This is a genomic window from Sphingobacterium sp. ML3W (assembly GCF_029542085.1).
GTDB lineage: Bacteria > Bacteroidota > Bacteroidia > Sphingobacteriales > Sphingobacteriaceae > Sphingobacterium.
Window position 1 is genome coordinate 3,036,568 of sequence record NZ_CP107036.1, and the last position, 23,509, is coordinate 3,060,076.

Below are 23,509 nucleotides of genomic sequence, written 5' to 3' on the forward strand. Positions count from 1 at the left end.
ATGAAACCCAGAGTATTTACAGCATAATTCATTTGCGATTTGGATGCTGCCGATATACACTGCAATAAGTTTGAAACAAAAAAAGAGCTCCAAAACCCGAAGATCTTGGAGCTCAATCATCACTTCCTCTGCTGGGCAGCAGCTTGAAATGATTTTCATCTACCTATGAAACCATTATTAAAATGTTCTCGAAAGTAGTAATTGAATTGAAAAATATACCGCTATATCGTACAAAATAAATGACTAACTGTATAAATGTAGAAAAAGTCGCATTATTGTTTTAAAATCGGGCACACTATTTCTATATCCTTGAATTCACACTTAGTATCATTGTGATGTCAGCCTATAAGTAATCGTCCTGCTCTAGACACCTATTTTCCCCTCATAATTAGATTTCATATCGAATAATTGTAAAAAAAAGTATTTTACAAGGAAAATACAAAAGAGAACGGTCCTATCCCTTTAATTCCGAAATAATATGCTTTGTTCTCTGATAGCTTTTGACACTTTTAAAACCCGCCGTATAAACAAGTTCCTCCTCCTCAAAGCCTTTATAATAAGGATCCGATCGAAGAGCTTCAATTTCGCGCATCCGACAAGTATTTATAAATGTACTGAAATTCATACCATAATACTGATTGATAAAATTTGACAGATAGGTTCGGTTGGTCCCTAATGGTGCCATAAGATCTGTAATTTTAAGATCATGACTTAAGTAAGGTTTTTCAGCATCCATATATTCTTCAAAGACCACGGGATCAATGGGATTACCTGCGATATTGTCGTCCGAAATCTTATCTTTTTCTTGAAATATAATATCTTCGGTTAACAGCAAAAAATTCTTGGAGAAAATATTGCAACATAAAATACTATTAAATATAACGATCAAAGTCAATCTGATGACTATTGTCACATAATCAAAAAGACTGCCAACGACAGAAAAATAATGAACGAAAGTAATAGGAAACAAAATAATCAGGCAAAAAAGTATCTTATATAACCAAGCTAGGGACGAAGTACCTATATCAGCAGAGTATTCTTTGATCTTTTTTCTATAAGTAAATACTCGATGGAGGGATAGAATGATATAAAAAGAACTAAAAATCAGCCTAAAAAAAGGTGTCAGTTTTGCCAAAAATAAGACAAACGATTTATATTCAGGATAAGCATCCATTCCACCTTTTAGAGAACCAAAAATGTTACGAGAAATTATAACGATACAGACACTAGTTAGTAGAAAGAAAAAGACAGGGATGCCATAATGCCAAAAATTGAATTCTTCTGCTTTGCGTAAACGAGTGATTTTAAAAATAATATGATATAATAATACAGGAATAAGCAGCATACTAAAATAATACACCGGAATTACATAATTAGAGAGATCTTTGTAATGAATAAAAAATAAAATAGTTATACTGTAAACTATCTCAATACAGTAAAAAATAACTAATAAAAAGGACAGCCTTTTAGTAAAAACATCGTGTTTATTAAAATACAAATTTATAAACAACAAAATAAGACAATACAGAGCAGAAAAAATCGGCAATGCAAAAGCCAATACTTGTGCTAATAAGTTTAAATCCATCATATTCGAATTTATTTATCAATTTTGTGTTTTTCTTCAAGTTTCTTCTTAACCCGCCAGTAATTACGTAAGCTGCCAAATCCAGCCATTGTAATAAGCGCCTGCAGATCTTTCTCCTTATGGTCCGGATCTTCCATCAATGTATCTAACTCCCTAAGTCGCCACAAATTGATGTAATTACTAAAATTAACGCCATAAGCTACATTCACAAACTTGGAAAAATAAGCCCTATTTGTATTAAAAATTTTCACTATCTGATCCATTTTTAGATCCGGGTCAAGGAATGGTTTATTTTCTCGAAAATAGGAGTCTAATTGTGCTTGCGAAAGAATTGAAGTCGCTTCCTCTTTCACTTCAATTATGTTATCCTTTTCCTCTGATATACTAACTTGAACATCATTTTCAATCCGGCCTGAAGGCATCAAAATTTTATTTATCTGCAAATAGGTCTTTTTTAAAACGTAATTCCTTTGCAACAAATTATAAGTTAAGATTAGATGTTGCACAGGGATAAACAAGGCATATAATAAATTGTTATACGATGTGAATGAATACAACCCTATAAATGCTATCAGAAGTAATATTCTAAAAAACAGCACGTAATTCAACCATTTAATTTTGCTCCAATCCTCGTACCTCCCCTCTGACATTAACTTGGTATAGCTATCATAAAGGTGTCGAATCATTAAATAGGTATAATACACCGAATACAGTGCTACCGAAATGAAAAGATATGGTATAAAAAAATTAAAGACATCATTATGTGAGGGAAAAAAAGATAATGAACTAAAAAAGAATAAACTAACCGCAAAACTCAGCAGGAACGGAATCACATAATGGTATCCACCTATTCTCTTTTGCTCGCCCATAGATGTGATAATAACAATTACATGAAAAAATACGACCTGCATGAGATGTAGGTTGAATGCGACAAAAGGAAGAATATATTGAAATGAACTACCAGGAACCTGAATCATTAAATTAAAGATCCAGTTAAAAATCATCTGACAGAAATAGATCAATAACAGTCTTTTAAGATATCGTTCGATAGATAAAATTCGATCTCCGTATGCAAATAGCAAAAAAAGTATACAAATGATAGATGATGCGACCGGGGTTGCGGCAATTATGATTTGGTAAAGTTCATTCATAGGAGACCAATAATATTAATATTCGAAATAAATGACTATAAAAAAACGCGCAAACTAGAAGGGTACTTTTATAATAGTATATAAATTTATTCATTTTCACTCACAATTGGATATAAAGAAAAAAAATATTTTAACCTTACACCCCGTATGCAAATTCTTTCAATTGAAATCTCATAATGTTGTTTAAAAGTAGGGAGACGGTCGCTAAAAGTATTCGTTTAACAGAAATCACCCACGATCAAACGCATAATGATTTGTCTTGGCGGGATTATCTATTTTGAGTTGCTTTATATTGTTGAATACAATCTGTTCTACTCTTTCGATCAATATCCTATCATTTATACTTTTTGAAATATAATCTGATGCACCTAATTGCAATGCTCTACTAATCTTGTCGCTGTCTAAATCATCGGTATACATAATAATCTGACTATTGGGATACAATTTCTTTAGATGTGGAATACTATCGATACCATTCATAAATGGCATATTGACATCCACTAAAAAAACATCCGGATCTTCAAATTTAGCTTTGAATGATTCCATGCCAACTGGAGAAGAGGCTTCTAACACTATTTCAAATTTTGGATTCGTGTGCTGGGATAGCTTCGCCCGTGTAAAAAATCTAATGATTGAAGAATCATCGATAAGACCTATTTTAATTGTTTCAGTGTACATAATTATCAACTTTACTTGATTTCTACAAAGAAATAGAATGCTAACAACCACAGCACTGCTTTTGATAAAATCATTAGTGACATATAGTCAATAACATGTTTTTACCTTAAATCTCACTAAATTTAGAATTCGCCGAATGATAATTGCATAAGCCACAAAATATATGCAATAGAAAAAAAACCGTATAAACACTTTACAGCAATTTCACTTTGTAATAACTGAAATTTCTATATTTAAGTTGTCTACGCAACTTAATAAATAACACCTTGATAAGTATATAGGCCCATTTTGATTAGTCTCTTAAATGACACTTATTAAATTAGTAATTGCTCACTTTTACCGATATATATTAAGATTACTCTAGGATGTCTTCGATCAAATTAATACTAATAATTTAGGCTTAATTGAAATTGTAGGTTTTGCTTCCAAACGAATTTAAATATAAAAATTTTACTATTCGTCATAGGCAAAGATTCTTGTATCTGGTATATTAGCTACCATATTTCCAGTGTACTGACAATTCCAATCTAATGATTTCCGAATAAGATAAACAATATAACTAACAAAGGATAGCCCCTGTCATAAGAATTGATCCATGAGAACAAATCGTTTTAATGAAGTTCTCTTTTTGCCTAATTTTTCTAATAACTACTCCACGTACAAGAGGACGTATTATTTTATAACCAGGTCTTTTTCCGCAATCTTAAGACTGTGGCCTCGGCCTGCATCCAAGATGGCAACCAATAGATAAGAGCCTGGCAGTAATTGCTCGCTCAGTGGTAGATTCAACCGCTGTTTACCCTGTGGCATAATGGCAAAATAGGCAGGCTCAGTCTTGATCTCGGCCCCAGTAATTTTATTGGTGATTTCTAACCTCACAGTGCCTGTCTTATTAATCTGACCTGTATTGGCAAAGGCCAATTGTACCTGTCCATTTCGCATGGTGCCAGTTGGACCAGTGTAGATCATGGCATTGATCTCCATATCGCCAAGCGAAGTACCTAAAGGGTTGTAAAACACCTGTATTCCAAACTCATAGGCGACCAGTATCCCTATTCCTGATTGATCAGCGTTATCTGACTTACTGGGATTGGTCTGGGTCAGGAAAAGCATGCTATTGTAGGCCGATTTAGAGGCAAGCTTATGTGGTACGGCGCAGCTGATTGTCAGATTTTTACTCTCGCCGGGGCCTAGTTCAAAATTGTTTTCGCTCACTTCAATCCAATTCGACATAGATTGCGCCATACTTCCGTTAGGATGGTACTGTCGATTTCCGGTACTGTCCCTATCCCAGTCACTAAGACTAGACGTAAAGCTATAAGTCTTGGTCTTGCTGCTGTTGGTCATCTTTACATTTCTGCTGACAGTCTGCCCAGCCAAGCCCTCAAAAGTAAGGGTAATAGGAGATACTGATATATCCTGCGCCGCAGCTGGAATAACGAAAACAAGAACCAGTAGGAGCTGATGAACAAAATGCTTCAATTGGAGGTATATAACTTCTATTTTAATCATTATCTTTTATTGTTAGTTGTCACTTTTATTTTTTAATACACAAGTAATCAATCCGCTATGAATACCCGACACGACCTTATTGTCTGGACCAGTCATTATTATTTTCTTCGAATCGGTCACTAAGATACTGTATTTGACAGCATATTTTTCCCAAAAGCTGGTTCCGTCGTTATGGCACTGTAAATAGCTTTACCCTGTTGACCTCTATCGGATCCTGTCTCGATGCAGATTCAATCTGCAATACAGATACCCATATGCTGATATCGCCACCTGAGCGCGTAAAACTACTACCATTAGCCTTTGCTCCGATGATATATAGTGCTATTTGGCTTGTACAACATCAAAATACACATTATCTTTTTATTGTACATATTTTTGTTGGCACTTTTAGTGCCTATATAGCAAAATAAGGGAACGGACAGTTAAAAGCGTACCGTCCCCAAATACCGATTTACTAAATTATGATACATTTACTATGGCACCCTAGCTTTTTAGCAAAGCTACTGGCCAGTTCTAATCTTTTATTAAGGAGCTGTTACTGTAAATACAAATGTTGCTTTATACGGTTCTTTAACCCCAGTTGCCAAGGTATTATTTACCGGGATATCATACTTAACATCATACCCTTGCCCAAAGGCTGTAGCTGTGCCTCCTGTAAAGATGTCCTGTGCCATTGTAGTTGGCGTAATAGCTGTCCCGAAAGCTCCTTCTCCTGTTTTGGATGCAGAGATACGCAGGATATCTAAAGGTAGTGTCGAGTTTGCAGAGGTAAAGTTTGCCTCGTTGGCCTTTACAGTGATCTTATAGGCTCCTGTAGCTACCGCATTGATCTGATTTGTAATGATCTGTGTCTGCTCATTATTATATTTATCAGCATTGTCATACACGAAACTTAACTGATCTGCTCCTGTAGCACCACTACCACCTTCACCGCCACCACCGGCACCAAATACGTCTTTAAGTTCTACATTAACTGTAATCGTACGGCTGTCGGCGGACTGTGCCGATGCAGTATTATACCCTAATCCTGCTGTTAATAATATTGCCAGTCCTAAAATTTGCTTTTTCATTGTTTTTGTTTTTAAATATTAAAATTATTGATTACTTACTTGTATCCTATTTTCGCCCACCACTTATTAAGGAGCTGTCACTGTAAATATAAATGTTGCTTTATACGGTTCTTTGACTCCAGTTGCCAAGGTATTATTTACCGGGATATCATACTTAACATCATACCCTTGTCCAAAAGCTGTAGCTGTGCCTCCTGTAAAGATATCCTGTGCTGTTGTAGTTGGGGTAATTGCTGTACCGAAAGCTCCTTCTCCTGTTTTGGATGCAGAGATGCGCAGGATATCTAAAGGTAATGTCGAGTTTGCAGAGGTAAAGTTCGCCTCATTGGCCTTTACAGTGATCTTATAGGCTCCTGTAGCTACCGCATTGATCTGATTTGTGATGGTCTGTGTCTGCTCATTATTATATTTACCAGCATTGTCATACACGAAACTTAACTGATCTGCTCCTGTAGCACCACTACCACCTTCACCGCCACCACCGGCACCAAATACGTCTTTAAGTTCTACATTGACTGTAATCGTACGGCTGTCGGCGGACTGTGCCGATGCAGTATTATACCCCAACCCTCCTGCTAATAATAATGCTAGTACTAAAATTTGCTTTTTCATTGTTTTTGTTTTTTAAATGTTAAATTATTAATTACTTACTTGTATCCTGTTTTCAATTATATGATACGATCCATGAGTGAATACTCCTAAAGCATACTCAAATTTTCATTATAGTTTTTTGATCTCTACGCTTCTGCGCATATCTTTCGATGTAAAAATAAGATGCTGTTTTTCAACACTTTTAACCACCGAAATATCCTGCCCATTATTTTCTATATGCAAGGGAAGACGACTTACATCAGCATATATTTTGTACTTCGCTTCGGGTAGGTATAGATTAAATGCCCCAACATTATTTGTTGATGTTTGGAATCTGACGTTTTCATCATCAACCGAAATGGCTAGGATTTGTATCCCTGACATATTGGCGATTCCTTCTCTAATATATTCGTTCTGAATAACCTTGACCTCACCGGTAATCCGATTGGTCTTCACCAATGGAAGGGGATGTTTCCTATTTTTTGAGAGTAAGACTGAACTGTTGGCTCCTTGTAGTAATGTCCAACCCTCCATGTTTGATATTTCTGGAGTGTATGTATCACCCACTGTTCCATTGAAATTTACCTCCCCACGTTTATTGGATACAGCAGAAAGATCATTGATCGAAAGGAGTATATCCGATAGCAGAGGTTCTCCTTTATCCCGGATACCGTTCCTATTCTGATCGTCAAAACAGATATAAGTCAGCTTTCGTACAGATGAATTCCGTTCTCTACCTAATTTCTTCTCCACTCCAATACGGATTTGTCTAGAGGTATAGAGGTCTTTATCACCCCAATGTATAATAGGATCCTCATAGTTTATTCCTGTTTCAGGATTATAACGTGTCATCAGAGTATATTTATTGACGCCATAATTTACAGAAGCTGTAAAAGCCCAATCGTTCTTGACATTCCATCTACCATATATATTCAGCATATAATTTTCGCTTTTATTGTATCCATAGTAATTATACATCAGCGAATAATTGACGCTTAACTTGTTTTCTAGGCCGACAAATGCTCCCGTTGGCCCAATAGTAAATACATCATACTCTTTTTTTCCTACGTTGACCAAAGCATCAGACAAGTAATAAGGATTGCGTTGATAGTATGCAGTCAGTCCCCATTGCTTAAAGCTGTAGGAAAAGTCTGTTTTTAATGAATAGAAAGGTGCCGTGGGCCGTCCAGAAGTATTCTCCGATGTATACCCATGATCCGTCGATAAGCTCATGCTATGGTCCATGTGATGCAGGTTGAACAACAATTTCGCCCGATATGATTTCGACATCCAGTCTGTAATTTGGGGCTCCTTATCTGCAGCGATCTGCGAAGCCATAGATTGGTACATATAGTAGGGATACATACCGACACGCAGCTGTTCACTCAATTTAACACGGTACCCCAGCTCATAGTTCTGCTGCTCTGAATAGTTCGACCGTCCAAAAGAAATATTCGTTAATGTAGTGTTCAAAAACTTGGGTTTGTTGCTCTGGAACCGTACCGAAGCTGACAAGGACTCTTTGTCAGAGATCCGCATACTTCCGTTTCCATTGAACACGAATAAACCTCTATTGAACCCTCCATAATATGGGCTACCGTAGAATACAGACAGATTTCCAGCAGTATTATTATCAACAGCAGATTTCCAACGATAATTAAGGCCTAAGGTGTATCCCAGCTCCTGCTGTTTATTCATTTTAGATGTGGTCTGATAACTAACACCTGCATCAGCGGTCAGCCAATGCCCCATTTTATGGATCAGGTTCTTTTTTATGGTATAAAGCGAAGTATTGAGCTGGCTATAATCCTCCTGTGCATTGAGGAGTACCATCTCGAGGTTTTCACGCTCAGCTGTTGCATCACGATAGGTCGCAGCAAGGGTATACCCCCCTCTTTTCCACAGATGATTGTCGGTAAGCAGCATATTATCGTTATCAATAGCTGTAATCCCTACAGTCTTATTTTTATCCAGATTGTAGCTCAGCTTCCCTCCTTTTCCACTTACATTAAAACCGTAGTTCTCATTGACAGATCCCAAATGTACATACCATCGTCTTGTTTTCAGATATACATAGGTATCACTCAGATTATATTTTGACTCATTTTTCAGATAGGAATTCAGATTCAGATTGTATCCCCATTCTTTCTTTGTTTCCCATTGATACCTTCCCGATCCCGCCAATTGTACCGAAGAAAAATTATTGGCGTTAATAAAATTCAGGCTTAACACATTCGGACGGTTGGAATATATGTCCTGATAGCGCATGACAAGGTTTCGATTATGTGAAAGTGACATAATCCGAATATTTTTTTGAGCAATAAGCTTACCATGCGGATCTATCGCCTTTATTTTTACCGCAAAATCAGCGGTGTTACTAGGCGCCCCTACATTCGTCGCGTTGATTTGGATAAGCTGATTTTGCCCCGGCTCAAGGACAATCTCGTTATTGTCAAAATCAAAGCGAAGACCTTTGGGCACATCTTCAAATTCCAATTTAAAGGATAAGGGCACCAATCCAGAATTTATAGTCCGAAGCTCCAATTCGGCGGAACTACTGAACTGCCTCAAATAAAGTTCATTATATGGAGTCTCCAATAAGAGCTCGGATTTTGCATCTAATAGTACAATAAACTGCGTAGCATAGATATTTCTATCTGACGAATCTACATTATAATACGACGTTGAGAAATCCTGGCTGGTTGATTTTATGGTATTCTGGTTTGCAAAAAACTTAATCGGCACTTGTTTAATTTCACCTCCGGCTAATACGATGCTATCCGGCAATTTAAGTAAGGCATTTTCATTGGCATTATCCTTATATTTCCGAAGGACTATCTCACGATCAGATTTATTCTTAAATGCAAGAAAATTTGAAAATGTTTCTCCGGGTTTTACCGTTAATGTATCTTGTACAAAGCGAATATCTATCTTAGACGTCTGAGCTGTAACAAGCAATGCATTTATCATAAAACCAACAGCAAAAACAATCCGCGGAAGATTTTTAAAAATTATGTTCTTTAATATTTTATTGCAATTTAAACTCATATTATTTCTCAGTTGCCATTATCAAATTATGATATTGTCAAACGCGTATATTCATTTGACAGAACAAAGAGAAGGAGAATGTTTTTGTTTATTTACGTCAAACATATATTCGTAATGACAAAACGTATAGTTTTTTGGTAAAAAATACAAATAACTGAAAATCAGTGTTTTTAATTTAAAAATTTACTTTTAGTCACCTTTTTTATTACAACATCTCTATTTGATTTTCCCTGAAATCAACCGATAGATTTTAAGAACAAACTATCATACAAAATATCATACTCTTTTATACGAAATAAAAGATCACAAAGAATATATATATGTTTATTTGCTAGATACATCCTCTTAAATTTTGAGATAACACGATATAATCAAAATAAAATATTGAAAATAATAAGATTACAAAAACTAGGGAAGCAATTAAAATGGAGCTTTATGAATTATAAAAATATCAAATCATTCCAACTATGATCATCTTCGAAACAAAAACAAAATTATTATCAAACAGTCCTGAAAAATTTTGGCGAAATTGTAATTAATGCCATACTCCTTAATCACTATTTGCCCATAAAGGGTGTTATTTAGTGTTTTATATGGTTCTTGCCATATGGAGAGTAATAAAATATAAAAAAGAGATCATTGAATACTCAGCAGATATTGATGCCTCATCATTGGGCTGGCTCTACCAGATATTCTGGTGTTTGGTTCTTTTGTTTCCCGCACCATTTTTGTATTACTTCGCTCCAAAAGCTGTTCTATCTGCATATACTGCCTAAATTATAACATTAGCGCTTATTACTATTTTTAACAGCATACTATGTTATAATATTTTTTCCAAAAACTTTCTACTATTAACAGAAGATATGATATTCCATGCGAGGGATAGAATTAGTGCATAGCGAAAAAGTAGTATTATTGATCCAGTAGCTTACATCAATAAAATATTATATATTCTCATGGAATCTGCTTTGATCGATAAAAAGAGAGCTCCAAAACTCGAGGAGCTTGGAGCGCAAACATTACCCCATACTGGACAGTAAATGACTAGTTGTATAAATTTGAAATAACTTGTACATAAGATTTTAAATTCAGATACACTATTTCTATGTGCTTGAATTTCCTCTGTGGTATTGTTATTGTGGCGTCAACGTATAAGTAATCGTGCCAGTATAGACACCTCCTACGGTAGCTCCGATTGGGAGGGTACTTAGTATATTTTTTGCCTCGTTACTAGGTATACTATATTTTATGCCATATTTTTTATCAATGGCTATTTCATCGTTTCCTGTAATAAATAACTGAGGAGAGGTAGATAAATTCACTGTATTGAACCCGGCAGTATTTTGCCCGGTAGCAGGGCCTAGCTGAATCGCCGACACCGGTATACTCAGCTCTGAATCAACGCTGGTAAAGTGAGTACTGTTGGCTTTCACACTAATCGTATAAGGCTGCAACTGACTCACAACAAGGTGATCAGGATATTCCTTAGATACTCCTTGCTGATAGTCATTTACACTCTCCAACTTTAGATCAATCTGTGTTGTACTGACCGAAAAACTGCTTAGATTTGGAACATGTATATTAAGTACTCGTGAGTATTTTTTGGTAATATCTCCTGTATAAGAGTCTTTAAAAATTAACTCAATAGGCACTGTATAAATACCTGGCTTTCTAAAATATTGCTTCATGCGCGCAGATGATATAGCAAGGCTTTCCTGACCCAATAGAGATTTGTTACCTGGGGAGATATTTTTTGTCCGCAATATTGTGGGGTTATCCATATGCAAAATTACAGAGCCAGTTCCCATATGGTAAGTAGCAACATTTATGGGTACAGGCTCAATATTCATATTATCCAGACTTTTAGCGACAAATACCGGAGCTGTTGCCCTAAGAATAGTGGAAAAATCTATTGTATGTAGCACCGTCTTGATTTCAGAATGCTTAACATCTAATCCAGATAAATAATCTGCGCTACCGTTTACATAAACATCCCATACTGGGGCCCAGTCGCTATCTGTCATCTCACTCAGCAGCGGTACATCTATCGCTACAGGCATTGTCCTATTGGGCACCAGCCTACCACCATTACTATTCATATCATATAGAAAAACATTCATCCCATACCTTTGTTTATACCAAGCGTAATTGGAGAAATTTGGAATACTGAACCATAAACCAAATTTTGTACCTTCGGGGAATGTGGCGTTACTTTCATTCACCAAATTAGAACCCATGCCACTTGCCAATATTGTATGGCGCATCGCTCCGTCACTCGTTGTCAATCCAGCTTTGATAGACCTCGTGCTTAGCCTCCAAGAAAGCTCAGGTCTATTCGTTATATGTGTGACAATATCACTTAGCGCATAGATTGAAAAAGTAGAGGGTCTAGTACTAGTATTTTTTTCGAAAGTAATCTGAGCCCCCACTGGAGAGATAGGTTCCGCAGCGCCTGAAGATTGTAAAAAATCAGCCTTAGTAATATTTATTGTTGTATAATTCTGTGCATTGACTACCTCACTGGACAACAAAATACCCAAAGTAGCTACTATATATCTAACATTCATAATTTTTATTCCTATTATTTTTCACCTAAATAAATTTATTATTTATCCTTTTTCTTACTTCCTGTTCTACTAATAAAGCATTCAACAGAAATCAAATTGATATTACACTTTCACACTACGCTAAGTAGACTTCATATCGGGTCCTTTGAAAAGATATTCCTCAATAGAACGGATTTACCCTTTTAATTCCGAAATAATATGCTTTGTTCTGTGATAGCTTTTGACACTTTTAAAACCCACTGTATAGACAAGTTCCTCCTCCTCAAAGCCTTTATAATAAGGATCCGATCGAAGAGCTTCAATTTCGTGCATCCGATAAGTATTTATAAATGTACTGAAATTCATACCATAATACTGATTGATAAAATTTGACAGATAGGTTCGGTTGGTCCCTAATGGTGCCATAAGATCTGTAATTTTAAGATCATGACTTAAGTAAGGTTTTTCAGCATCCATATATTCTTCAAAGACCACGGGATCAATGGGATTACCTGCGATATTGTCGTCCGAAATCTTATCTTTTTCTTGAAATATAATATCTTCGGTTAACAGCAAAAAATTCTTGGAGAAAATATTGCAACATAAAATACTATTAAATATAACGATCAAAGTCAATCTGATGACTATTGTCACATAATCAAAAAGACTGCCAACGACAGAAAAATAATGAACGAAAGTAATAGGAAACAAAATAATCAGGCAAAAAAGTATCTTATATAACCAAGCTAGGGACGAAGTACCTATATCAGCAGAGTATTCTTTGATCTTTTTTCTATAAGTAAATACTCGATGGAGGGATAGAATGATATAAAAAGAACTAAAAATTAGCCTAAAAAAAGGTGTCAGTTTTGCCAAAAATAAGACAAACGATTTATATTCAGGATAAGCATCCATTCCACCTTTTAGAGAACCAAAAATGTTACGAGAAATTATAACGATACAGACACTAGTTAGTAGAAAGAAAAAGACAGGGATGCCATAATGCCAAAAATTGAATTCTTCTGCTTTGCGTAAACGAGTGATTTTAAAAATAATATGATATAATAATACAGGAATAAGCAGCATACTAAAATAATACACCGGAATTACATAATTAGAGAGATCTTTGTAATGAATAAAAAATAAAATAGTTATACTGTAAACTATCTCAATACAGTAAAAAATAACTAATAAAAAGGACAGCCTTTTAGTAAAAACATCATGTTTATTAAAATACAAATTTATAAACAACAAAATAAGACAATACAGAGCAGAAAAAATCGGCAATGCAAAAGCCAATACTTGTGCTAATAAGTTTAAATCCATCATTCTGAATATTTATCGTTTTTATGTTTTTCTTCAAGTTTCTTCTTAACCCGCCAATAATTACGTAGGCTGCCAAATCCTGCCATCGTAATGAGTGTCTGCAAATCTTTCTCCTTATGGTCCGGATCTTCCATCAAAGAATCTAACTCCCTAAGCCGCCACATATTGATGTAATTACTAAAATTAACACCATAAGCAACATTTACAAACTTGGAGAAATAAGCTCTATTTGTATTAAAAATCTTCACCATTTGCTCCATCTTGAGATCAGGGTCAAGGAATGGTTTATTTTCTCGAAAATAGGAGTCTAATTGTGCTTGCGAAAGAATTGAAGTCGCTTCCTCTTTCACTTCAATTATGTTATCCTTTTCCTCCGATATACTAACTTGAACATCATTTTCAATCCGGCCTGAAGGCATCAAAATTTTATTTATCTGCAAATAGGTCTTTTTTAAAACGTAATTCCTTTGCAACAAATTATAAGTTAAGATTAGATGTTGCACAGGGATAAACAAGGCATATAATAAATTGTTATACGACGTGAATGAATACAACCCTATAAATGTTATCAGAAGCAATATTCTAAAAAACAGTACGTAATTCAACCATTTAATTTTGCTCCAATCCTCGTACCTCCCCTCTGACATTAACTTGGTATAGCTATCATAAAGGTGTCGGATCATTAAATAGGTATAATACACCGAATACAGTGCTACCGAAATGAAAAGATATGGTATAAAAAAATTAAAGACATCATTATGTGAGGAAAAAAAAGATAATGAACTAAAAAAGAATAAACTAACCGCAAAACTAAGCAGAAACGGAATCACATAATGGTATCCACCTATTCTCTTTTGCTCGCCCATAGATGTGATAATTACAATTACATGAAAGAATACGACCTGCATGAGATGGAGGTTGAATGCGACAAAAGGAAGAATATATTGAAATGAACTACCAGGAACCTGAACCATTAAATTAAAGATCCAGTTAAAAATCATCTGACAGAAATAGATCAATAACAGTCTTTTAAGATATCGTTCGATAGATAAAATTCGATCTCCGTATGCAAATAGCAAAAAAAGTATACAAATGACAGACGATGCGACTGGGGTTGCGGCAATTATGATTTGGTAAAGTTCATTCATAGGAGACCAATAATATTACTTTTCGAGATAAATGACTATAATTAAAATGCGCAAATTAGAAGGGTACTTTTATAATAGTATATAAATTTATTCATTTTCACTCACAAGTGTATACAAGGAACAAAATATTTCAGTCATACAACTTATATGCAATTCTTTCAATTGAAATCCCATAATATCCTTTGAAAATAGGGAAGACTCATAAAAGTCTTACTTAACAGAGATTATGCAAATTCAATCTCAAACGCATAATGATTTGTCTTGGCGGGATTATCTATTTTGAGTTGCTTCATATTGTTGAATACAATCTGTTCTACTCTTTCGATCAATATCCTATCATTTATATTCTTTGAAATATAATCTGCTGCGCCTAATTTCAGCGCGCTGCTAATCTTGTCTCCGTCTAGATCATCCGTATACATAATAATCTGACTGTTGGGATACAATTTCTTTAGATGTGGGATACTATCGATACCATTCATAAAAGGCATATTAACATCCACTAAAAAAACATCCGGATCTTCAAATTTAGCTTTGAATGATTCCATGCCAACTGGAGAAGATGCTTCTAACACTATTTCAAATTTTGGATTCGTGTGTTGGGATAGCTTCGCCCGTGTAAGAAATCTAATGATTGAAGAATCATCGATAAGACCTATTTTAATTGTTTCAGTGTACATAATTTTTTACTTTACGTGATTTCTACAAAAATCAAGATTACCGATTATCATAATATTACTTTTGATAAAATGGTTAGTGACACATTGTCAATAGTATGTTTTTACCTCAAATCTTACACACTGAGAAATTGTCATTACTATTATTGCATATGCTATAAAATACTGAAAAGTTAAAAACAGCTTATAAACTTTTTTAATAAACTTAATAGGCTTAATTTCTCATTAATACATTTTTTAAAGTTGCCTATACAACATTAAGAATCACCTCTTCTAGTTGTTAATTGACTAATCAATCATATTTCCCTAACAGCACCTGAAAAGTCAGTAATTGCTCACTTATCTTACATTAAACCAGATTTATCTTTTGAAGGCCAATTCCATAATAGGAATTTGGGTAATTAAGATTTTAACTTTTATTACAAAAGTGACTTAGCTACAAAAATTTACTATTCGTCATATCTGAAAAGACCAGTATCTCGCCTGTTATTTTCTTTGGGAAACATTCAAAAAAATAAATACAAAACATTATACAAAATGCCTTCTATTTTTTACAGAATAGCTGTCATGGGAATAATTATCTATTTAATTTGCATTACATTGAAATAATATCTCACTGTTAATCAATCCTATATATAGACAAATACTATAACAGTAATGATAGGCAAGCTGTTCACAACGCTGTTTATTTTAAACTCAAAGACTACTCAATCAAAGAAAGGAAAAACGTTATGTTTAGAAACAAAATTGATCTATATTTTCAAAATCTTGATGAAAAATGGAGAAATCTATCTTACAGAGAACGGATAGGTTATACAATATTTGGCTATTCTGCATATGTGTTTTTAATCGTTGTTTTGATTTTTTACACAATTGTTGCGATATATCATTTACTCGATCACCAAGTGGTAAATAGATATTCGGGAAACCCATCCATTAAAAAAGTGGATGTTTCACATATAATAACGAGGGACGTCGCTAAAGACGAAACAAACACCTCAAAAATAAAATAACAGGGAGAACAAAAGTATACGCAGTTTTTTTTCAACTTGCACATAACCCGCAACAACTGTACTCACAGTCATCCCATACCTTCTGGTTTCAATATCCTGTATATCACTATCCGATCAGGATGGCTATCCTCACAGATTTCAAATAAATTTTACATTAGAGATATGAAAAGATTATACATTTTTTTCTTAACGATTATACTTTGTTTTTGTTCAACTTTCAGTGCGATATATGCACAAGAAAATGATTCGATCAATAAAAAAGAACTTGGTCTAAGTACTCTGCTAAATGATATCCGACAGCAGCAGATTAATGATTCGCTTGAGCGTATCAAGCTCCAGCATGAAATCGCCAGCCTCAAAAGCCTCAACAGCCGTAAGAAAGAAAATCTAAAACAGCAACTTAACGAGTTTGACGAAGAGAATAACATGCGTAAGCAACAGTTAAAAATCCGGGTCGATTCGATCAAAAAAAATACCAAGTCTTACGCCGTAGCACCATTTAATGACACGCTCTTTTATGTGTATAATAAGTTAGGGGCGTCTCTGGCCAAGGATCGTGCCTACAATGTGGTCAATAGAATTCGTAACCTCTATGAAGATGACTTTGTAAAAGTTGATTCTTTCAAAATCGAAAACAATGAAATCAGTGCAGACATTGTTTACAAAGACCTGATCATCACCTCTATAACAGAACTGGATGCACTACTTGAAGGAAAAAGTAAAGATGAGATTGCAGCACAATATCTCAAGCGTATCCAAGAGGCTATCAATCAGGAACGAGCAGATAATAGCATTAGCAAAATGCTGATGCGAACTGGACTTGTCCTCTTGATTCTCTTTACATTTTCGATTTTGGTGTTTTTGATCAACAAATTGAGAAAATATGGAACTAAACGACTTTTAACTGAACGTACAGAACGGATCAAAGACGTGAAAATCAAAAATTATGTATTGATAACTTCTGTTCAGAAGACTCGTATATTCATTAACATCATCAATATTGCATACTGGGGACTAATCATGCTGATTGCTTTTATTATGCTTCCTCTCGTTTTCAGTATCTTCCCTTTTACGCAGAGTTGGGCCTCAAATCTTATTGGTCTTTTTACAAAACCTTTGAAAAAGACAGCTATGGCCATTTGGGATTATATTCCAAATCTGACCACAGTTTTCGTTATCCTATTCGTAATGCGTTATGTGGTACGGTTTGTAAGATATATTTTTAACGAGATTGACAAAGGTAAACTGGAGGTAAATGGCTTTCATCGTGAATTTGCTATGCCGACATTCAACATTATCCGCTTTCTACTTCAAGCCTTCACATTGGTACTTTTATTTCCCTATCTTCCTGGAGCGAATTCAGACATCTTTAAAGGAATATCTGTTTTTATTGGGGTATTATTCTCACTAGGATCTTCTTCTGCCATTTCAAATATTATCGCTGGTCTGGTTATTACCTATATGCGTCCTTTCCGTATCGGCGACCGCATTACAATTGCCGATAAGACCGGTATCGTCATTGAAAAGTCTCCATTGGTAACCCGGTTACGCACGATTAAAAATGAGGAAATCACGATTCCAAATTCCTCCATCCTATCAGGCAATACCGTCAATTATTCGACCTTTTCAGAAGAAGGAATATGTTTTCAGGTTGAACTCACAGTGGGGTATGAAGAACCTTGGCAACGTATACACGAATTACTACTTAAAATTCCACCACGTATTGCACGTGTAAATCAATTTCCCGAGCCATTTGTATTGCAAAAAAAACTCGATGACTTTTATGTTCTTTATGAACTGAATGTTTACATTTCCAAATCAGGCGAAATTGACCTAGCCAAGTCTGAAATCTATCAGCTTATTCTCAATGACTTCCTAGCTGAAGGTATCGAAATGAATGGTCCGCACCTCTTTTCAAAAGTAGATTATGTACCGCAATATCAAGATAAAAGTACGAACACATTGAACAACGATTGATTCAATACCGAGATGGACGTAAATATCATTTAACAATTGTAGGAATCAGTTTATTCTTTTTTCAGGAAATCAGTGTAGGCTAATTTAATTCCTTCGCGAAGATTGATTTTATGTTTCCAGCCTAAGGCGTGTAATTTGGATACGTCCATCAATTTGCGTGGTGTTCCATCCGGTTTACTGCTATCGAAAGAGATATTTCCTTCATATCCTATAACTTCTTTAATGAGTTCTGCAAGATCCTTTATACTGAGATCTTCACCGACGCCAATATTGACAAATTGTTTTTCGTTATAATTATTCATCAAAAATACGCAGGCATCAGCCAAGTCATCCGAGAAAAGAAATTCCCTTAAGGGGGTCCCGGTACCCCAGATAACAACTTCATCCAAGTTATTGACTTTTGCCTCATGGAATCTTCTGATCAAGGCTGGTAAGACGTGGGAGTTTTGAGGATGATAATTATCGTTGATGCCATACAGATTGGTCGGCATGACTGATATGAAATTACAACCGTATTGGTCGCGGAAAGCTTCTACCATTTTAATACCGGCAATTTTGGCGATGGCATAAGGCTCATTCGTAGATTCCAATGTACCGGTCAACAATAAGTCTTCGTTTAAAGGTTGTGGCGCCATCTTGGGATAAATGCAACTTGAACCTAAGAACATCAGCTTTTTGACCTCATTATCGTAGGCGGATTTAATCACATTACCCTGTATCGCCATATTTTCGTAGATAAAATCTGCGCGATAGGTATTGTTCGCCATGATTCCACCGACTTTAGCCGCAGCCAAGAATACATAGTCAGGTTTTTCTTCGTCGAAAAAATCGGCAACTGCCTGTTGATTGCGCAAATCTAGTTCCTGCGACGTACGGGTCACGATGTTATTGTATCCAAGTTCTATTAATTTGCGATGTATTGCCGATCCTGCCATTCCTCGATGGCCTGCTACGTAAATTTTAGCGTCTTTTTCCACGATATGTTACTGATTCCTGCAAACTTAGATAAATTGCTTTTTATATGCAATATAATTTGCCCTTATAAAAGCAATTGATCGCTGTGCTCGCAGTCCTCAAAATTTGCTTTTTTCTTTTGTGTACCACATATGGTATATCCACTAAATACTTAAGTCGCTAAAATAGCATCACAGGATTCAACTTTGATCATCCCTTGCGTCGCTGTCATTTCTGACCATAACCAATTGAAATAGGCTATCACCTGCTTAGCGGGGATCATTGTTCTGTCCGCCGTCGTATGTCCATCAGAAACTACGGTGATAAAATAATCTCTTGTTAGCGCTGATTTTATCGTGGCATCCACACAGAAATCTGTCGCACATCCGGTCACGATCAGTTCCTTCACTCCCCTACTCTTCAATATCGTCTGAAGATCAGTTTTATAAAATGAATTATTCGTTGTCTTAGAAACAAATATATCTTCAGGACCTCTGATCAATTCAGGCAATAAAGACCAATCTTCTGTACCAGGAAGGAAGCTGTTCTCCTTTGTGCCATCATGTTGTATAAAAATAACTGGGTCACCGCTCTTTCTAAACTGTTGAGATAGTTCGTTGATCCGATCAATGACACCAAAGGTATCATACCGCAGCGTATAGGGCTTAAAACTGCCCTGTTGCATATCTATAATTAATAAGGCCTTCATCCTAAACTCACTTAACGATAATTTGATGGATAAATATAACAAATGTTCATTATCAAACAGCACATTAGACCACAAACGAGATGCAATGCGTTATATATGCGGTTCTATTTCTTATCCTATGCCAAGTCGGTCGAAGAACAAATCTGTTAGATTTGTAAGACTGTAAATGATCAAAATTCAGATGGAATGAAATAGAGGAGTATCAATTATAGGCGATACTGAAAAAGAAAAAAATAACCAAAAAATATAAAGCTATGCAAAAGATAATTCCAAACCTATGGTTTGACAGCAACGCACAGGAAGCCGCAGAATATTATCTATCGGTTTTCAAAGATGGAAAAATAATCAATATTACTTATTACCCAAATTCAGAAGCCGAAGGACTGGCTGATTTCCAGAAGGATTTTGCCGGAAAAGTGCTTACCGTAGAGTTTGAGATTTTGGGAATGCGCCTTATCGGGATCAATGCAGGACCGATATTCAAATTTAACGAGGCTATTTCGTTGATGATCCCCTGTAGAGACCAGACTGAAATAGACTACTACTGGGAAGCACTTACATCAGGCGGAGGACAGGAGAGTGTCTGTGGATGGCTGAAAGACAAATACGGATTAAGCTGGCAGGTTTCGCCTGAAAATTGGGAGGAACTGAACAAAAGACCAGGCGCATTCAAAAAAATGATGGGAATGAAAAAGATCATTATTGCCGATTTCTAAAAACAAATTGATTATCGGCTTTAAGATCAATATGCTTTATACACCAAATTCCGATGCTGGTCGATCACAGTAAATTAAAGGAAATCTTGAAGACAAAAAAAGAAGCCGTATCCCAGAAATTGGATACGGCATTTAAAACGACCTTTTTTAAGTTAACGCATAAATATTTGTATTGGATATAATGATGACATATGCATTAGCATAACGATCAATTACCAAAAATCTTGGTTAATTCTTGATGTAGAAATTCACCTTTGAGATTAATCGCCACGATATTTCCTTTAGGATCTACCAAATAGTTTTGTGGAACAGCACGAACCCCATATAATACGGCAGCCTCATTGCTCCAACCTTTTAAATCAGCGACATGAATCCAAGGTAAACCATCGTCTTTGATCGCTTTTAACCAAGCGCTTTTTCCCTTCGTATCGTCCAAGGATACCGCAAGAACCTCCAGACCTTTACTTTTATATTTATTGTATGCTTTTAGTAAATTCGGATTTTCAGCGCGGCAAGGACTGCACCAGCTCGCCCAAAAGTCAACCAGTACATATTGTCCTTTGAAATCCGACACCTTGACCAATTTACCTTGGGTATCAGGCTGTGAGAAATCAGGTGCCTTATTACCGATCTTAACACTTCTCTCGGCCAGAAAGCGTGCTTCTAGCTGTCTAGCATTTGTCAACTGCCGTACCTCCTTGGATAGCTTCAAAAATATAGGTTCGATTTCACTCAACTTGCGCTTATTGGCTGCATCAATAAGAGCGTCCACCGCAAAGATTGAATTTGGATTTTTTGAAGCAAAAGCAAGTTCCTTTACCCTACGTGCCTCAAATCGAGCTTCAAACTTCTCGTGAATGGCCTTATATTGATCATTTGCATCCGGAGCATCTTTATTCACCGCAGCAAAAGCTTTGTTTCCTGCATCGATAACATCCATAAAGCCTCCGCCAATCTCGTTCAAATAGGCAACATACTCATCATGCAAAGGAGATCCCTTGATCGAGGCAGTTCTTAAAGAATCCTTAATCGCAATAGTATAATTTTCATTACCCAAATAAAAATAAAGGCGATCACCGATATTTTGCGCGATCAATTTGCCTTTTCCATCCTTGTCAAAGACCATTCGCGAATACGAAGGTTCCTCCACAACTCCCTTAAAATTAAATTTCCCATCTATGATCGCAGACGAGTCCGACGCAGGAAAACCATCTTTTGTATAATCCAAATACACTTTTTTACCATTGAATGCCTTCGGTGCATTTCCTATGATTTGGAAGTTTGCCTGTTGTGCAAATGAAAACATTGGCGAAAAGGCCAGGGCTAAAGCTACTATTTTAAAATTTTTCATATTTTCTTATAATTAGATTTGATTGCTATTCCTATTTATTTACGCCAGGTCATATCTACAGGGTTTCCTGGTATACCATCGATTTTTTTGATAAGCTCGCCAGTTTTCCCTACTTGGATATCTAGATAATAGAGTGTTCCAGCTGATCCCACAATCAAGGTATTCTCATCATCCTCCAATTTGAGCATAGTGACATCACCCTTGATATCTGTTTTTAATACCTGCACTTGTTCACTCAAAGGATTATAGCGAAAAACTTGATTTTGCGCTGCCACGTAAATATAACCGCTACGACTTGCCAGCATTTTCGTTTCAGCGGTAATCCACTCTGGTCGTACAAAAAGCCGTTTATGCCCCGATGTGAAGTTAAACGGACCAGCAAAGTTCGCATTGAACATCAACTCGTAGATCTGACCAGTGGCATTTCTCACATAAGCATAAGTATCCGCATTATTGATCTGAACCAGTTGTAACAAGTCCATACCGACATTAGTAGGATTAAAAACATCTGAATTAATAGCACTATACTGCGTTCCAAAATACATCGGTGAACCATAGAGATTAATGCGAACAAATTGCTTTTTATTTTTCTCAAAGGCAATTACAGTAAAATTATTATTGGCGGCCGAAAGTACAAATTTCGACGCCAGATCATATTCGCCATCTGCATACGTACCAAACATACCATAGGTGGCCGACTGATCCCATGTTGTTGTAGCCCCACCATAGAATTTGTCATTGATTATGCCCAATAGAATACCTTGTGGATGGGCTTGAAGACTCCCTACGTTAATGGTGGGCGGAGCTAAAAAGAAATTATCAAATAAGGTCCCTGGTTTTAGACTCTCCTTTTTTAACGTATTGACATTCAATCTAACTCCTGCTTGTTTTGAAATAATCCAATAACCTAAGGGCGTATTGCCCGTAAATTGATTCTTTACATAGTGCAACTGCAAGGGATCTACCGGTAGAGGTTGGCCATTAATGGCCTCATAAATATTAGCTTGCACACTGTTGTCAGGTTTAATGAAAGATAGCTTACCAGCACCCTGATCTTGCGACAATACTAAAGAACCCCGAGAAAACTCCGTAACCCCCTGAATTTTAAACGGGTAAAAATATTTCATTCCATTAGCTTTGTTTGTTACGGTAAGTCGAGCTGTATAACGTTTTGCTTCTAAACCAAAAACTATCCGTAGCGCATTCCCTTTATAATGGTTCGCTTCTGGTACAAGGGCCTCCGGCACATCAATACGCCAGTCACATTCCAAATCTTCGGTAGCTATTCCCGTAATTTTGGGCTGTACAATTAGACTATCGCCAGTCATTGCTTCGTAGAGTGTATCCAGATTTTGTAATACTGGCGACTCAGGCATATCGATAACATAATTTCCTTTGTCCTTATAACAGGCACCTAACACCGTCAACACGACAATGCTCATGATCAATTTTTTCAT

General features: G+C 35.9%; 17 protein-coding genes. 2 read left to right on the forward strand and 15 right to left on the reverse strand.

Features of this window, described 5'->3' with window-relative positions:
- Window positions 1-454: 454 nt before the first annotated feature.
- The 11 genes from OGI71_RS12900 to OGI71_RS12950 all read right to left on the reverse strand — a co-directional run bounded on the left by OGI71_RS12900 (window position 455) and on the right by OGI71_RS12950 (window position 15,335).
- Window positions 455-1,588, reverse strand: a complete 1,134-nt coding sequence (locus tag OGI71_RS12900; protein WP_282255884.1) for a hypothetical protein — start codon at window positions 1,586-1,588, stop codon at window positions 455-457.
- A gap of 8 nt (window positions 1,589-1,596) precedes the next feature.
- Window positions 1,597-2,028, reverse strand: a complete 432-nt coding sequence (locus OGI71_RS12905; RefSeq protein ID WP_282255885.1) for a hypothetical protein — start codon at window positions 2,026-2,028, stop codon at window positions 1,597-1,599.
- A gap of 936 nt (window positions 2,029-2,964) precedes the next feature.
- Window positions 2,965-3,414, reverse strand: a complete 450-nt coding sequence (locus OGI71_RS12910) for a response regulator transcription factor (protein WP_223585384.1) — start codon at window positions 3,412-3,414, stop codon at window positions 2,965-2,967.
- A 672-nt stretch (window positions 3,415-4,086) separates the two neighbouring features.
- Complete coding sequence (locus OGI71_RS12915; protein WP_282255886.1) at window positions 4,087-4,926, reverse strand: hypothetical protein; 840 nt, start codon at window positions 4,924-4,926, stop codon at window positions 4,087-4,089.
- A gap of 524 nt (window positions 4,927-5,450) precedes the next feature.
- Window positions 5,451-5,996, reverse strand: a complete 546-nt coding sequence (locus OGI71_RS12920; RefSeq protein WP_223585382.1) for a hypothetical protein — start codon at window positions 5,994-5,996, stop codon at window positions 5,451-5,453.
- Window positions 5,997-6,062: 66 nt separating this feature from the next.
- Entirely contained in the window at window positions 6,063-6,608 is a 546-nt protein-coding gene (locus OGI71_RS12925; protein WP_282255887.1) for a hypothetical protein, read from the reverse strand.
- A 108-nt stretch (window positions 6,609-6,716) separates the two neighbouring features.
- On the reverse strand, window positions 6,717-9,557 hold the full coding sequence (locus OGI71_RS12930) for a hypothetical protein (RefSeq protein ID WP_282255888.1): 2,841 nt from the start codon (window positions 9,555-9,557) through the stop codon (window positions 6,717-6,719).
- A 1,211-nt stretch (window positions 9,558-10,768) separates the two neighbouring features.
- Window positions 10,769-12,202, reverse strand: coding sequence for a hypothetical protein (locus OGI71_RS12935; RefSeq protein ID WP_223585379.1), 1,434 nt, complete (start codon window positions 12,200-12,202; stop codon window positions 10,769-10,771).
- 174 nt (window positions 12,203-12,376) lie between these two features.
- A complete protein-coding gene (locus OGI71_RS12940) occupies window positions 12,377-12,757 on the reverse strand; it encodes a hypothetical protein (RefSeq protein WP_282255889.1) in 381 nt (126 codons plus the stop codon).
- 749 nt (window positions 12,758-13,506) lie between these two features.
- Window positions 13,507-13,947 carry a hypothetical protein gene (locus OGI71_RS12945; RefSeq protein WP_282255892.1) on the reverse strand — a complete coding sequence of 147 codons (441 nt, stop codon included), beginning with the start codon at window positions 13,945-13,947 and terminating at the stop codon, window positions 13,507-13,509.
- A gap of 932 nt (window positions 13,948-14,879) precedes the next feature.
- Entirely contained in the window at window positions 14,880-15,335 is a 456-nt protein-coding gene (locus OGI71_RS12950) for a response regulator transcription factor (protein WP_282255893.1), read from the reverse strand.
- 1,172 nt (window positions 15,336-16,507) lie between these two features.
- On the opposite strand from OGI71_RS12950, the gene OGI71_RS12955 reads away from it, so the two are divergent.
- Window positions 16,508-18,322, forward strand: a complete 1,815-nt coding sequence (locus tag OGI71_RS12955; protein WP_282255894.1) for a mechanosensitive ion channel domain-containing protein — start codon at window positions 16,508-16,510, stop codon at window positions 18,320-18,322.
- Window positions 18,323-18,372: 50 nt separating this feature from the next.
- Here the strand turns inward: OGI71_RS12955 and OGI71_RS12960 are convergent, their stop codons facing one another.
- Together OGI71_RS12960 and OGI71_RS12965 are read right to left on the reverse strand one after the other, a co-directional pair.
- Complete coding sequence (locus OGI71_RS12960; RefSeq protein WP_282255896.1) at window positions 18,373-19,299, reverse strand: GDP-L-fucose synthase; 927 nt, start codon at window positions 19,297-19,299, stop codon at window positions 18,373-18,375.
- 149 nt (window positions 19,300-19,448) lie between these two features.
- The gene (locus OGI71_RS12965) at window positions 19,449-19,985 is read right to left on the reverse strand and encodes a cysteine hydrolase family protein (RefSeq protein ID WP_282255897.1); all 537 of its coding nucleotides are present in this window, start codon (window positions 19,983-19,985) and stop codon (window positions 19,449-19,451) included.
- A gap of 254 nt (window positions 19,986-20,239) precedes the next feature.
- Between OGI71_RS12965 and OGI71_RS12970 the strand changes: the two genes are divergently transcribed.
- Window positions 20,240-20,701: a VOC family protein gene (locus tag OGI71_RS12970; protein WP_282255898.1), complete on the forward strand. Its 462-nt coding sequence runs from the start codon at window positions 20,240-20,242 to the stop codon at window positions 20,699-20,701.
- A gap of 208 nt (window positions 20,702-20,909) precedes the next feature.
- Here the strand turns inward: OGI71_RS12970 and OGI71_RS12975 are convergent, their stop codons facing one another.
- A complete protein-coding gene (locus OGI71_RS12975; protein WP_282255899.1) occupies window positions 20,910-22,052 on the reverse strand; it encodes a TlpA disulfide reductase family protein in 1,143 nt (380 codons plus the stop codon).
- Between the two features lie 35 nt (window positions 22,053-22,087).
- Window positions 22,088-23,509, reverse strand: coding sequence for a PKD-like family lipoprotein (locus OGI71_RS12980; RefSeq protein WP_282255900.1), 1,422 nt, complete (start codon window positions 23,507-23,509; stop codon window positions 22,088-22,090).